Origin of the sequence: Streptomyces sp. NPDC002773 (genome assembly GCF_040295605.1) — a bacterium.
In the GTDB taxonomy this organism is placed as follows: Bacteria; Actinomycetota; Actinomycetes; order Streptomycetales; family Streptomycetaceae; genus Streptomyces.
This window is the reverse complement of record NZ_JBEOVO010000042.1, coordinates 36123-49170: the sequence shown is the minus strand read 5'-3', so window position 1 is coordinate 49170 and position 13048 is coordinate 36123. Positions and strand designations below refer to the sequence as shown.

11 protein-coding genes are annotated in these 13048 nt (G+C 73.2%); 10 read left to right on the top strand and 1 reads right to left on the bottom strand.

Annotation, left to right across the window (positions count from 1 at the left end; genetic code table 11):
• The 5 genes from ABT034_RS31845 to ABT034_RS31825 form a co-directional block, all read left to right on the top strand.
• The coding region (locus ABT034_RS31845) for a hypothetical protein (RefSeq protein ID WP_351220557.1) at window positions 1-275 on the top strand (275 nt) is incomplete at its 5' end.
• Window positions 276-277: 2 nt separating this feature from the next.
• Window positions 278-661, top strand: coding sequence for a hypothetical protein (locus ABT034_RS31840; protein WP_351220556.1), 384 nt, complete (start codon window positions 278-280; stop codon window positions 659-661).
• On the top strand, window positions 658-2010 hold the full coding sequence (locus tag ABT034_RS31835) for a hypothetical protein (protein WP_351220555.1): 1353 nt from the start codon (window positions 658-660) through the stop codon (window positions 2008-2010). Before ABT034_RS31840 ends, ABT034_RS31835 begins: the two co-directional genes overlap by 4 nt.
• Before the next feature lie 32 nt (window positions 2011-2042).
• Complete coding sequence (locus tag ABT034_RS31830; RefSeq protein ID WP_351220554.1) at window positions 2043-2786, top strand: hypothetical protein; 744 nt, start codon at window positions 2043-2045, stop codon at window positions 2784-2786.
• A 104-nt stretch (window positions 2787-2890) separates the two neighbouring features.
• The gene (locus ABT034_RS31825; protein ID WP_351220553.1) at window positions 2891-3637 is read left to right on the top strand and encodes a nuclease-related domain-containing protein; all 747 of its coding nucleotides are present in this window, start codon (window positions 2891-2893) and stop codon (window positions 3635-3637) included.
• Window positions 3638-3696: 59 nt separating this feature from the next.
• Here the strand turns inward: ABT034_RS31825 and ABT034_RS31820 are convergent, their stop codons facing one another.
• Window positions 3697-4443 (bottom strand): hypothetical protein, encoded by a 747-nt coding sequence (locus ABT034_RS31820; protein ID WP_351220552.1) that lies wholly within the window; start codon window positions 4441-4443, stop codon window positions 3697-3699.
• 199 nt (window positions 4444-4642) lie between these two features.
• Here ABT034_RS31820 and ABT034_RS31815 point away from each other — a divergent pair, with 199 nt between their 5' ends.
• The 5 genes from ABT034_RS31815 to ABT034_RS31795 all read left to right on the top strand — a co-directional run bounded on the left by ABT034_RS31815 (window position 4643) and on the right by ABT034_RS31795 (window position 12973).
• Window positions 4643-5272, top strand: a complete 630-nt coding sequence (locus ABT034_RS31815; protein ID WP_351220551.1) for a hypothetical protein — start codon at window positions 4643-4645, stop codon at window positions 5270-5272.
• On the top strand, window positions 5272-5841 hold the full coding sequence (locus ABT034_RS31810; protein ID WP_351220550.1) for a hypothetical protein: 570 nt from the start codon (window positions 5272-5274) through the stop codon (window positions 5839-5841). Before ABT034_RS31815 ends, ABT034_RS31810 begins: the two co-directional genes overlap by 1 nt.
• Window positions 5842-5984: 143 nt before the next feature.
• The gene (locus ABT034_RS31805; RefSeq protein ID WP_351220549.1) at window positions 5985-6476 is read left to right on the top strand and encodes an HNH endonuclease; all 492 of its coding nucleotides are present in this window, start codon (window positions 5985-5987) and stop codon (window positions 6474-6476) included.
• Between the two features lie 967 nt (window positions 6477-7443).
• A complete protein-coding gene (gene mobF / locus ABT034_RS31800; RefSeq protein ID WP_351220548.1) occupies window positions 7444-12468 on the top strand; it encodes a MobF family relaxase in 5025 nt (1674 codons plus the stop codon).
• A gap of 76 nt (window positions 12469-12544) precedes the next feature.
• A complete protein-coding gene (locus tag ABT034_RS31795; RefSeq protein WP_351220547.1) occupies window positions 12545-12973 on the top strand; it encodes a hypothetical protein in 429 nt (142 codons plus the stop codon).
• Window positions 12974-13048: the final 75 nt, after the last annotated feature.

The following is a 13048-nucleotide window of genomic DNA, read 5'->3' as shown; positions in this document are numbered from 1 at the left end:
ACGCCGTCGAGGTGTACGACGAGTTGACCCGCCCGGACGACGCCCTGTGCGTCACCTGCCGCGAGCCCATCGGCACCTTCTACGGCCACGAGGGCTGGCAGCACTACCGCATGGCCGTCAACGAGCACGGCATCAACGCCACCGTGGTCTACGAGGCCGAGGACAAGCACACCCCCGAGCCCACCTTCGTGCCCCGCACCCGCCGCGCGTTCGCCGACGGCAAGGTCGTCCGCCCGTACGACGACCCCGCCGCGCCGGCCGCCGAGGAGGCGTAGCCGTGGCCTGGTTCGTGGGCACCGTCCTCTTACTCGCCCTGCTCGCCGCGCTGCTGGCCCCGCGCCTGCACCGGCTGGAGCAGGAACGCCAGGAGCGCCGGGCGGACGAGCACTACCGCAAGCAGCTGCAGGCCGCCACCGACCACGCCATCACCACCGCCGTACGCGCCCGCCTCGCCGAGCCCGTGGTCGACCTGCACATCACCATCCCGATGCGCGTCACCGTCGGCGACGTCGTCGCCCGCGCGCTGGAGGACTTCGCCCTGGAGGTCCCCCGAGAGCACGCCGCCGCGATGCTGCGCCACCGCCTCGAATTCCGCGGCCACGCCCGCTGGCCCGACCTGATCACCGACGCATTCGACGACGAGGAGGACCCGACCCCATGAACATCCGCCAGTTGTTCCGCCGCCGCACCGCTACGGGGCCCACCGTTCAGCCTGTTCACGACACGTCCGACCCCTTCACCCTGACCATCACCGACCGCCTGGACGTCCTGCGTCCCGACGGCAGCACCTGGAACCTGTGCGAGGGGCACGATCACGAGCACCGGACCGTGGCCCAGGTGCTGGACTGCCTGGTGTGGGAGAACCTCGCCTCCATCCCGCCCGCGGACCTGTACGGCCTCCGAGTTGAGCCGCTCCGTATCGTCCTGCCCGGCGTCGAGCCCGTCGTCGCCGTGTTCCACGGCCCGGACGAGGACTTCCCCAGTGGCCGCACGCTCGACGAGACCGGCCTGCCGTTGTGCTGGCGAGCCCTCGCCGAAACGGCCGGCGCACCCGCCGCCGATGCGGCCGAGTCCATCGGCTGCCCCTCGTGCCAGCACCCGCCACCGGCGACCACCGCACCCGTCATCCCCGTGCAGCCGCCCGCGCCCGCGTGGGAGCAGGACGGCCACTTCCAGGTCGGCGACACCGTCCAGATGCCGCCCGCCGACCCCTTCCCGGCGAAGGTCGTGTGGGTCGAGGGCGACCGGGTCGGCATCGTCACCAACCCCGCCAACGGGGCCCAGGCCAACGCCTCGCGCGAGCAGCTCCGCCACGTCACCGGCTGCGAGCCCTGCACGGCCGACGCCGCCGTCCAGGACGCCGCCGAGGAGCAGCGGGAGAGCGCCTACTGGGAGCAGTGGCCGACTGACCACCGCGAGCTGCACGACGCGGTGATGGAGGACATGCAGCTCACTGCCGGGTCCGTGCCCAACCTGTCGGTGTGTGGGCACCCGTCCAACCACACCCGCTACAAGTTCGGCCCCAACACCCCGGTGCGCGAGTGGATGCGCACCGAGTTCGACGGGCACATGGTCGCCTCCGAATCCCCGAGCCTCGCCCTGGGCCGCATCTGGGACCCCATCGACTGGCTGCGCATCGAGCGCGAGCACGGCGACGAGGGGCTCACCATCACCGTGCCCTGGGAGGGCATGACGTGGCCGACCGTCCGCAGCGCCTACGCCCTTGCCCGGGAAGCCGACCTCGACGTCGCCCTGGACGTCGACCTGGAGATGGACCCGCTCGACGACGGCACGGTCGGCGTCGAGGCGACCCCGTGCTGGATGGTCGTCAAGGGCGTTGTCCCCGACGAGGTCGAGGAGCAGATCAGCGCGATCCTGGGCCGCACCCCCGAGTCCTACCCCCACAGCCGCGTGCTCCGGCCGTCCTACCCGGACCGGCCCGGCACCGACTACAGCGCCCCCTACAAGCACGACACCGACGACCAGACCATGTGGTTCTGGGCCGGATGACCACCCCCGCCTCACCGATCAGGAGCGCCCGCATGACTGACACCGCCCCGCGGCTGCTGCCCGCCGAGGAGAACTTCCTCGCCGACTTCTTCGACCTGGAGGAACCGCTGCTCATCTGGCTCGACCAGACCACCCAGGACACCCGCGCCGGCGCGGACGACGTCTACACCCTGCCCGCCGACCTCGACGGCGAGGCCGTCCGCGCCGCGTGGGCCCGCATCTTCGAGGCCCTGCCCAAGTCCCTGCTCGACGAGCGGCACGCCCTGCTCACCGGGGAGGAGCTGACCACCGGCAACAAGGTCATCGGCCCCGACGGGTACGAGCACAGCCCGCTGTACGCCGCGCCCGTCGACCAGGCCGACGTCGAGGTCCTGGTCGCGCTGCTCGACCACTTCCGCAAGGCCCTCGCGTTGGAGCCCGGCTACACCGACCTGCGCAGCATCCTCACGGAGGCAGGCGAGTGGTACGGCGAGAACGCCGACCGCGCGCGGTACTCCGTCGGCGAGCGCGTGCCCGAGACCGCTGAGCAGGTCGTCGACCGGCTGGCCCGCGCCCTCGCTGTGCTCCAGCTGCAGGACGACGACACCCGCACGCTGCTGGCCGCCGTCACCGCGGCCGGGCCCGACCGGCGCATCGTGCTGACCGGGGACCAGGAGCAGGCCGCCCACCGCTACTTCGACCGGGTCATCACCGCCGTGACCGAGGGCAAGCCCCGCATCGAGCGCGCCTTCGCCCGGTTCGTCGAGTTCGGCGACGACCGCCCCGCACGGCCCTGACCACCGGACCGCCCGCCGGGCACCGAAGGCGCACTGCCGCCGTGTCGGTGCCCGGCGCTACGGTCCCCGAGACAGGCCGATCAGGCAGACCAGGAGGGGACTACATGGCCATCGCACCAGGGCGCCGCAGCGACGGGGCCGGGGCCAGCGCCCGCCGCGTCGGGGAGTTAGCCCGCGCCGCCGAACGCATCCAGCAGCACCGCCGCGCCAAGGTCATGCTGCCGCTGACCGCAGCGGGCGCGGCCGTGGTCGGCGTGGCCGCCGGCACGCTGCTCGGGTGGCAGGCGGGCACCGTCGCCGCCCTCGCCGTCCTCGCGTACGGGACGCACCGCATCTACCGACGGGCCCGCAACAGCTGGACGAGCGGCGCCGCCGGAGAAGAGGCCACGGCCCGGCTGCTGCGGCCCCTCGCCCGCCGCGGCTACGCCGTGCTGCACGACCGGTCGATCCCGGGGAGCCGGGCCAACATCGACCACCTGGTCGCCGGGCCTTTCGGCGTGGTCCTGGTCGACAGCAAGAACTGGCAGTCGAAGAAGTCCGCGCTCACGATCACGGGCGGACTGCTGCGGTACGGCCGCTACGACCAGACCAAGGCGCTGCAGACCGTGGTGTGGGAAGCCGAGCAGGCTGCCAGGGCACTGGGGGTGCCGGTCCGCCCGGTCCTCGCGGTGCACGGCGCGAGGGTCCCCGCACCGCGCGGACGCACCGAGCTGCACGGCGTGACCGTGGTCGAGGCGAAGAAGCTGCGCGGGATGCTCTACGGCCTGCCCGCCCAGCCCGGGTGGGACGCTGGCCGCGTCACCGCCATCGAGGAGCAGGCCGAACGGCGCCTTCCCCGACACAGCGGCTGACCGACCCCGCCGACAGCAAGGGCCCGGGATCTCCCGGGCCCTTCGTCGTGTCCGCCGCCCTACGACGCGTCCGGCTGCGCGACGTCGTCCAGGCCGAGGTCGAGGAGCACCGCCAGGTCCTCCCCGGCCGCCCACTGCTGCAGCACCGCCCGGTCGACGAGCCGCACCCCGTGCCGGGCCGCCCACACAACCCGCTCCCGGGCGAAGGCCCCGGAGCTGACGACGACGAACAGCGGCCGGGGGCCCTGCGCGACTCCGGCCGGCAACCGCGGGGCGCCGCCGACCGGGCGCAGCGCCGCCCGCCCGCCTGCCTCGCCCGTCTGCTCGACGCCACGCTCGAAGGCGAGGCCGAGCTGGCGACCGTCGGGCCCGTTGCCGACCAGGTGCACCGCCGTGCGGCTGATGCGCACCCCGCGTACGTGCGTCCAGCCGTCGCGCAGCAGTAGACGGCCGACGATCGAGCGGAAGCGCCGGTCGTCCGCCGCGTCGATCTCCGCGAGGGAGTAGCACCGCGCCCGCCGGCGCCGCTGTACGACCACCGCGCGCCGCCACCGCACGGCAGCCCGCACCCCGTAGGCGAGCGCCACCGCCGCGAGCAGCGCGGCCCACCAGCCGACCCGGGACCACAGCCAGCCGAGGCCGACCAGGGGTAACCCGAGCACGGCCGCGATCCCGGCGAAGACGGGCACGACCTCCCACCACTCCGGCCCGTACTGCCCGTTCAGCCGCAGCTGCATTTCCTCGCGCTTGCGCCAGGCCCGCCGCGTGCCGACGGGAGACCGGGTCAGCGGCCACACGTCGTTCACCCCCACCACCACCTCGCCCTGCTTCGTCGTCCCTTGTCATATCTGCCCGCGCCACCGCCCGTACAGCTGCACCGCCGCGCACCGAACGGCCGAGCGACGCCCCGTCCGAGCAGCGGCTAATAACAAGCCCTGCGGAGCGCCGTGCGCGAGTTTGACAATCTGGATTGTCAAGGACAGTCACGACAACTACGCTTGTCACATGGACGACGAGAACCCTTACTGGACCGAGTTGCTCAAGCTGCGCGACCCGGCATGGACCGACCCCGCCGACGACCAGCAGCGCGCCCTGACCGCCGCCGTGCTCCACCTCGCCTACGACCTGGGAGGGGAGATCTGGAGCCGCGCCGGCGAACTCGACGCGATGGGTGCGCCCACGCGCGAGACCGTGGTCACCCGCTCCCCCGACCGGGCGCTGGCCACCCTGCGCGCCCTGCGGGCGGTGCGGGAGGCCGCCGACGCCGCCGCCGAGGACACCGCCCGCAAGGCGGGACAGCTGGGAGCGGGCTACCCGCAACTGGGCAAGGCGTGGGACATCAGCCGCCAGGCCGCCCGGCTGCGCTGGCCCGGCGCGGTGAGCGCGATCAACCCGGCCGCGAACCGCGAGCCGGTCCACTTCGAGATGTACGGCGGAGAGGCCCGGGTCTCCTACCACCCTGAGTTCGGCGGGTGGTGGTGGATCGCCACCGCCGCGAACCGGAAGACCGCCGAGGCGCCCGAGGGGGACGACGGGCACGCCGAGACCAGCGAGGAGGCCGCCGCCGCGGCGGGCGCGTTCCTCGCCGCCAACGCCGTTCCGGCCGCCGAACCCGCCCCAACGGGTGAAATGTGATGCACGTCACTCCGACGTGTCCGGGGTGCGCGACGATCACGGAGCGGATCGAGGTCGAGGGCGAGCAGGTGTGGCGCTGCACCGCGCCCGGGTGCGGCCAGCGCACCTACGGCACCGGCGACCAGGACGACGACCAGGACCTCCCGCCGTACACGGAGACCGACGAGACCGGCGCGGTGATCTGCCACCACGGCGACGGCGAGGTCGACATCGAGGCGACCGCTGAGCTGGCCGCCCAGGACGACCGCGGGGAAGCCGAGCCCGGTCACCCAAATTTGGGTGACTCTCCGATGGGGCCGGCCGAGCCCGAGGTGCGCGACGTCCGCGTGAAGGACCTCGCGCACGCCCTCGCCGGGGGGTGGGCGTGGATCTACGGGGACCCGGAGGGGTGGCGGTTCTTCACCAGCGCCGCGTACGACCCCGACCACGACACCGCCGTCACGATTACGTACAGCGATGGGGAAGTGGTCCGCGAGGAGCCGTGGCCCGAGGCCCGTTTCGTGCACGCCGGGCCCGAGAGCTTCCCCACGGCGAGCCGCCCCGGCCCGGCCGGGATGGTGAAGCGGTGATGTTCCCCAGCGAGCAGCACGGCCCGGACGTTCCCCACCCCGCGCTTCCCCAGGGCCCGGGTGGGGAAGACCCCGGCCCGGTTCCCCACCGTGGGGAAGCCGACCCCGGTGGGGAAGCCCTCGCCCCGGAGGGCGGGGAAGGGGTGCCGTGGGGAACGCTGCTGGCCGATGGGGAAACCGTCGAGCGCTACCGCGCGCAGGTCCTGCAGCGCGGTCCGGACGACTGCTGGTGGTGGCTGGGGGCGATCACCGACACGGGGCACGGGAGCTTCCGCGCCGGGTCCCACACCACCCAGACCTCCCGCGTGGTGCCCGCCCACCTGTTCGGCTACCGCCTCGCCCACGGGGCCGACGCCCTCGCCGGCGGGCTGGTCGTGCGGCACCGATGCGACCACGGCGCGTGCCAGAACCCGGGTCACTGGCTCCCGGGTACCCGAGGCGACAACAACCGCGACGCCGCAGCTAGGAGGCGACTTGCCGGGCACGCGCTGACCGACGCGCGGGGCGCGGCGGGGCGGGCGCGGGCGGTCCAGGCCGCCATCGCCGCCGCCGATCCGGAGCGGCTGGACGAGGCGATAGCCGCCGCCCTCGCCGCGGGCAATCCGTCCGGGGCGTACCAGGACAGCATCTTCTGACCGACGTGCAGCACCACGGCGCCGGGACCATTCGGTCCCGGCGCCGACGCGTGTGGGGAGCTGGGGAAGCGGGGGTGGGGAGCCGTGCCCGGGGAGGGTCGCGTGCGACTCGCGGCAGCAGTTCCCCGTCACCGTTTCCCCGCCCGTTGGGGAAGCCGGGCGTGCGCAGCGGGGTGGGGAAGACCGGGCCCCGTGGGGAACTTCCCCACGGGGCGAGGGTCGGGGAGGGCGCGCGGGTGGGGAAGTTCTCCGCCCGGTCCGTCTCGCGGCAGCCGTCGAGTTCCCCACTTCCCCGGGCGCTGCCCCGCTTCCCCATCGCCCGGGGAAGACCCGGCCGCGCCGCTTCCCCGGCTCCCCGGTCGGCCGCGTCGGCTTCCCCGCCGTCCGGTGCGCGAGCGTCCGCGCGTCACCGTCCGTGTCCGTCGCCCGGGTGGTGGGGAAGCCGGGCCCGCCGCGCGAGCGCGCCGGCCGCGCGGCGTGGGGCGGGTTTCCCCGGCCCCGGAACCGGCCCTTGGTAACAGTCGACCCCCGCCGGGTGTCCCGGCGGGGGTCGAAGTCGTCGCCGCCGACCGTAGCGCACGGGCGCGGCGGGTGGCCAGTGCCGCCTCTTGGTTTGGCGCGGCGAGCCGCCGGTGGCCGCTTCCGCAGCGCGAGCGCCGGAGCCAGCGCGGGCCGTGCCCGCCGACCGGAACATTTCGGTACAGACCGTGCGCGTCACCGCGAGGGCCGAGGCCCGCCGATGCAGGCCGAATGCGACCCGAAAGGCCGCAGGACCGCCTCTCTCCGCCGCCGTAGCGACCCATTTTGATCTTCCTCGGACCCCGGCCACCGGACCTCTTCTCTTCCCTTGATCATCCGGACCATCTAACCCAACGTAATCCCCCTGCTCACTACAACAACCCCCACACCTATGCATCACGATCCGATGGCTGTTGTTGATCTTGAAAACCGCCTACTCTGAGTCTCGATGTTGTCGATCAGTGCAGGCTCAGATCCCGGCTACCTGACCAAGACGGTCGGTGCCGGTGCCGAGCATTACTACCTGCGCTCGATCGAGCTGCAGGGGGAGCCGCCCGGTTTCTGGACCGGCGACGGCATCGCGGACCTTGGACTGTCGGGCGAGGTCGCCAACGACGTCTTCGAGGACCTGTACAGCGACTTCATCGACCCCCGGAAGCGGGACGAGATGTACGCCCGGCTGGCGTCGATCCCGCACCCCGAGGGCAGCGAGGAGTACGCCCAGGCGGAGAAGAAGATCCGCAAGGAGTGCCGTCTCGGCGACGCGCCGCGCAACTACGAGAAGGCGTACGAGAAGCGGCTGGGGAAGAACCTCGCCGCGGCCGAGGCCCGTACCCCGGGCGGGGTGCTGAGCCCCGAGCAGCTCAAGGCCATCGAGATCAGCACCCGCAAGGAAGCCCCCAGCGCGAAGCTGTACTACGACCTGACGTTCTCGGCTCCGAAGTCGTGGTCGGTGGCGCACGCCGCGCTGCAGGTCAAGGCCGCCGAGGCGCGCGAGGCCGGCGACCTGGAGACGGCCCAGGAGTTCAGCCGCAAGGCCGATCAGCTGTGGGACTGCTGGAAGTCGGGCGTGCAGGCCGGTCTGGAGCACATGCAGGACGAGGCCGGGTACACCCGCAAGGGCCACCACGGGGCGAGCAAGGACGGCCGCACCAGCGGCGAGTACGTCAAGGCCGACAAGTTCATCGTGGCCGCGTTCGCCCAGCACACGAGCAGGCAGGACGACCCGCAGCTGCACGTCCACGCCGCCGTGCTGAACAAGGTCCGGTGCGTGGACGTCGACCCGGTCACCGGCCGCGAGCGCGAGGTGTGGCGGGCGCTGGACGGCACGGGCCTGTTCCGGCACAAGCAGGCCGCCGGGCACCTCGCCGAGCGCGTCGCCGAGCAGGAGCTGGAGCGCGTGCTGGGCTGGCGGGTGCAGATGCGCCCGGACGGCAAGGCCCGCGAGATCGTCGGCGTGGACCAGGACCTGCGGGACTCGTTCAGCAGCCGCCGCACCGCCATCACCGCCGAGGTCGCCGAGGTCGCCAAGGCGTTCGAGGAGAAGTACGGCGTCGCCCCCTCCGCCTACACGCTGGCCCGGATCAGCGAGGACGTCAGCCTCCGGCAGCGCGCGGCCAAGAAGCACGACGCCGTGACCAGGGAAACCCTGCTCCAGCGCTGGGAGGCGTCGAGCCAGGCCCGCTTCCGCGAGTCGCTGGCCGACGTGCCCGAGCGGATCGCCGAAGAGTCCGCCATCCACGACCTGCACCGCCCTGCCAAGGAGTTCGACCCCGAGGTCATCCAGCGCCGCGCCATCGCCGCGGTGCAGGAGGCGAAGCCCACCTGGACGCGCCCTGACCTGCTGGTCGAGCTGAACCGACAGCTCCCCGACACCCTGGGCGGGCTGGAGCGCCAGCAGGTCCGCGACCTGCTCAACCAGCTGGCCGACGACGCGCTCTCCCCGACCGCCGACAACGGCGTGGTGCTCACCAAGGCGCCCGCCCTGGTCGAGGTCCCCGCCGAGCTGCAGCGCACCGACGGGACCTTCAAGTACGAGCCGAACCCCGACACCTTCGACCGGTACGCCACCGAGGAGGCCCTGCGCACCGAGGGCCGACTGGCCGAGTTCGCGGGCAAGCGCGGTGCGCCGACCGTGCCCAGCGAGCTGGTCGAGGAAGTCATCCAGCGCCGCGGGCTCAAGGGCCGCCAGGCCGACTTCGTCCGGGCCGCCGCCACCTCCGGCCGCAAGGTCGACCTGCTGGTCGGCCCGGCCGGCGCGGGCAAGAGCTACACGCTCGCCGCGCTGACCGAGGTGTGGGAGGCGCACGAGGGCCGCAAGGTCATCGGTCTGGCCAGCGGCCAGCGCGCCGCCGAGGTGCTGCGCGACGAGGGCGTGGAGAACGTCGCCAACATCGAGATGATGCTGATTGCCAACCGGTCGATCGCCGAGGGCCGCCCGATCGCAGACGCCGAGAAGTACCGCATCCCGGCGGGCGCCCTGGTCATCGTCGACGAGGCCGGCATGACCGACAACAGCGACATGGACCAGGTCCGGGCGCTCATCGAGGCCGCCGGCGCGAAGTGCGTCCCGGCCGGTGACCACCACCAGCTCACGGCCGTGGGCGCGGGCGGAATCTTCGCCCAGTGGGTCGAGGACGCTCCCGGCGTGCACGTCCTGGACGAGGTCCGCCGCTTCCGCGACACCGACCCGGTCACCGGTGAGAAGGTCGTTCGCCAGTGGGAGGCCGACGCCTCCCTCCAGCTGCGTGAGGGCGACAGCGAGGCGCTGGCCGCCTACGAGCAGTACGGCCGGTGGCGCGGCGGCTCCGCCGAGGAGATGACCGAGCGCGCCTACCAGGCATGGCTGACCGACCACCTCGACGGCCGCAACCCCCTGCTCATCGCCCAGGACAACGCTCAGGTCGCCGAGCTGTCCGCCCGGGTCCGCGCCGACCTGGTGCGCGCGGGCAAGGTCTCCGAGGACGGCGTGGTGCTGCGCACCGGCCGCGAGGAGCACGGCATCGAGACCAAGGCCGGTGTCGGCGACCTGATTCAGCTGCGCCGCAACAACCGGAACATCACGGCCGAGAACGGCAGCTTCGCGGTCAACCGCACGGTGGCCGAGGTCACCGGGATCAGCGACAACGGGGCGCTGATGGTGAAGCTGGAGGACGGCTCCCAGATGCACCTCCCGGCCGGATACGTGAAAGCGCACGTCGAGCTGGCCTACGCCGCGACCGTCCACGGCGCCCAGGGCCGCACGGTCGGGGTCTGCCACTCCCTGGTCGATCCCAACTCGACCAACCGCGAGGCGCTGTACGTCATGCTCACCCGCGGCGAGATGGAGAACTTCGGGTACGTCATCACCCACCGGGACGGCGACGGCCTCAAGGCCGAGGAGATCCCCCACCACCTCGCCGTGCTCGACTCCACCCTGCAGCGCAGCGGGCTGGAGCTGACCGCGACGAAGACGATCGAGGCCGAGCTGGAGCGCCGCGAGCACCTCGCCGTGCTGGAGCCGGTGTGGTCGGGCGTGAAGGAGCAGGACGCCGAGAAGCGCTACGGCACCGCCCTGCTGCAGGCCATCGGCACCGAGGACTACGAGCGTTGCGCGAGCAGCGAGGCGTTCGGTTCCCTGCTGCGGCTGGCCCGGCACGTCGAGGAGCAGGGATTCGACGCCGAGGACCTGCTGGTGCGCACCGCCCGCTCCCGCGAGCTGGAGACCGCCGACGACGTCGCCAAGGTGCTGCACGACCGGCTGAACAAGGCGTACAACCTGGTCGAGCGTGACCAGATCCGCGCCGAGGAGGCCGAGCAGCGTGCCGCCCTCGCCGAGCAGGAGCGCAAGGTCGAGGACGCGGTCGAGGCCGGGCAGGCGCCGGTCGACCCGGAGGAGCTGCAGCGGGCGGCCGAGGCCGCGCAGCAGAGCGACCCGCACGCCGAGCTGATGAAGCAGACCCTCGCCACCCAGGCCGGGGTCGAGACGCTGCACGCCGGCACCGACCCGGAGACGATCGAGCGCCAGGAGGCGGAGCTGGCCGCCGCGCTGCGCGCCGCCGAGGAGATGACGGACGCCGACGTCGAGCAGCTGGTCGACACCCCCGAGCCGGTCGAGGCCGAGGCGCACCCGCACTTCGAGGACCTGATGCGGCAGAACGAGGCGTTCGCACAGAACGTCGAGGTGCTGCACGCCGGTCAGGACCAGGAGGTCGCCCGGCGCCAGGCCGAGGAGCGCGAGGCCCACTGGGAGGCGATGGACTCCTACACGGCCCGCACCCCGGACCTGGACGGCGACCTGGGCCGCTTCCTGCAGGAGTGGGCCGTCGAGATGGACGAGCGCACCGAGCGGCTGGGCCAGCGCGTCGCCGAGGAACAGCCCGCATGGGCCGTCGACAGGCTGGGCCCGGTGCCCGAGGACCCGATGGAGCGCGCCGACTGGGAGCGCCGCGCCGGCCGGGTCGAGCGCTACCGCGAGGCCCACGGCTACGACCACGACACCAACCCCATCGGCCAGGCCCCGCCGCAGGGTGCGGTCGAGGCCCGCGCCGACTGGGAGCGCGCGCGCCGCGCCCTGGGAATCGACGAGAAGGAAGCCGACATCGCCCGCGCGTCCGACGAGACGCTGCGGCAGATGATCGAGCGTGCCGAGCGCGAGAAGGAGTGGGCGCCGCCGTACGTCGCCGACGACATGCAGAAGGCGTTCACCGCCGAGCGCGACTTCAAGGACCAGGCCGTGCAGATGGAGCTGCGCGCCCAGGAGCAGGCGGAGAAGGAGGCCGCCGAGCACGAGGAGCGCGTCACCCAGGCCATGTACGAGGCGCAGACCGCGACCGGCTACAACGAGCACCAGGAGGCCCTCGCCCAGTCGATGGCGCTGCAGCAGGTGCCCACGCTGCAGGCCGAGATCGACCCGAGCGACCTGGTGAAGGAGACCCTCGACCGCGCCCAGACCAGCCGCGACATCGCCGAGACGATGGGTGACCGCGCGAGCCGGTACCAGGAGGTCCAGCAGGCCCGCGAGGCGTGGGTCGAGGAGACCCAGACCGTCCGCGACGAAGCCGACCTCGCCCGGACCGAGCTGGAGCGCCGCGCCCCGGAGCCCGAGATCGAGGAGCCCGCGGCCCCGACCGCTCCCGCCGCCCCGGCCGCGCCCACGAAGTCCGTCGAGGAGCAGCTGATGGAGGCGATGGAGCAGGCCCGCCTCGCGCAGGAGATCCTGCAGCAGCGCGCGCAGGAGCGGGAGCAGGAAGCCGAGCGGCAGAAGGAGGCCGAGCGGCAGCAGCCGCAGAGCGAGGAGCTGGAGCGCGAGCGCCGCGACACCGGTCTCGGCGGGTACGGGACGGACTACGAGCGGCTGGGCCAGGAGCTGGCACGGGCCGAGCGCGACGCCACCCCGGAGCCCGCGGCCCCCGAGCCGGAGCCCGTCGCCGTCCCGGCACCGGAGCCCCCGGCGCCGCCCGCGCCGGAGATCGACCTCGACGTCGACATGTAGCCGAAGGGCCAGCGGAGCAGCCGCTGGCCCTTCCTACTGCCTGCCCTCTGTCCGTGCCGCCCGCTACCGTGCCCTTATGGCTGACTACCCGACGATGTGGAACGGGCCGGGCGCCATGCCGCCGGCCGGAGGAACCGCGGCGCAGCAGACCGCCCCGCCGCCACCGACCGCGCCGCCCGCCGAACCGGTGGTCGGCCGCCGCACGCTGGCCGAGGTCACCGCGCTGCTCGACAACATCGAGCACGCCGTACGGACTGGCTACCAGCTGGAGGAGTTCCACGAGGGCGTACGGGCGACCTACCGATGGGCCGTCGGCCAGGGCCCGAGCCCCATCACGGACCGCGCCGCCGGCATCCCCGACGCCCAGCAGCTGCGGGCCGAGGACGACGCCGCCGAGGGCGCGATGCGAGGCCCCCGCCGCCGGTACGCCAACGGCGTGCAGCACGCGGCGATGTGGCTGCGCGGCGCCACCCAGGACCAGCCCTGGGCACTGTGGGAGACCTGACCTGACCGCACACACGGACGAGCCCGCCCCCTCCCGGGGCGGGCTTTCGCGTATCAAGCGGGCGGTACAGGGGCG

What these genes read in the sequence shown, in the direction of transcription:
- ABT034_RS31795 (WP_351220547.1), top strand. Translation starts at nt 12,545, where the DNA reads ATGGCTGACTACCCGACGATGTGGAACGGGCCGGGCGCCATGCCGCCG.
- ABT034_RS31830 (WP_351220554.1), top strand. Translation starts at nt 2,043, where the DNA reads ATGACTGACACCGCCCCGCGGCTGCTGCCCGCCGAGGAGAACTTCCTC.
- ABT034_RS31825 (WP_351220553.1), top strand. Translation starts at nt 2,891, where the DNA reads ATGGCCATCGCACCAGGGCGCCGCAGCGACGGGGCCGGGGCCAGCGCC.
- mobF (WP_351220548.1), top strand. Translation starts at nt 7,444, where the DNA reads ATGTTGTCGATCAGTGCAGGCTCAGATCCCGGCTACCTGACCAAGACG.
- ABT034_RS31810 (WP_351220550.1), top strand. Translation starts at nt 5,272, where the DNA reads ATGCACGTCACTCCGACGTGTCCGGGGTGCGCGACGATCACGGAGCGG.
- ABT034_RS31835 (WP_351220555.1), top strand. Translation starts at nt 658, where the DNA reads ATGAACATCCGCCAGTTGTTCCGCCGCCGCACCGCTACGGGGCCCACC.
- ABT034_RS31815 (WP_351220551.1), top strand. Translation starts at nt 4,643, where the DNA reads ATGGACGACGAGAACCCTTACTGGACCGAGTTGCTCAAGCTGCGCGAC.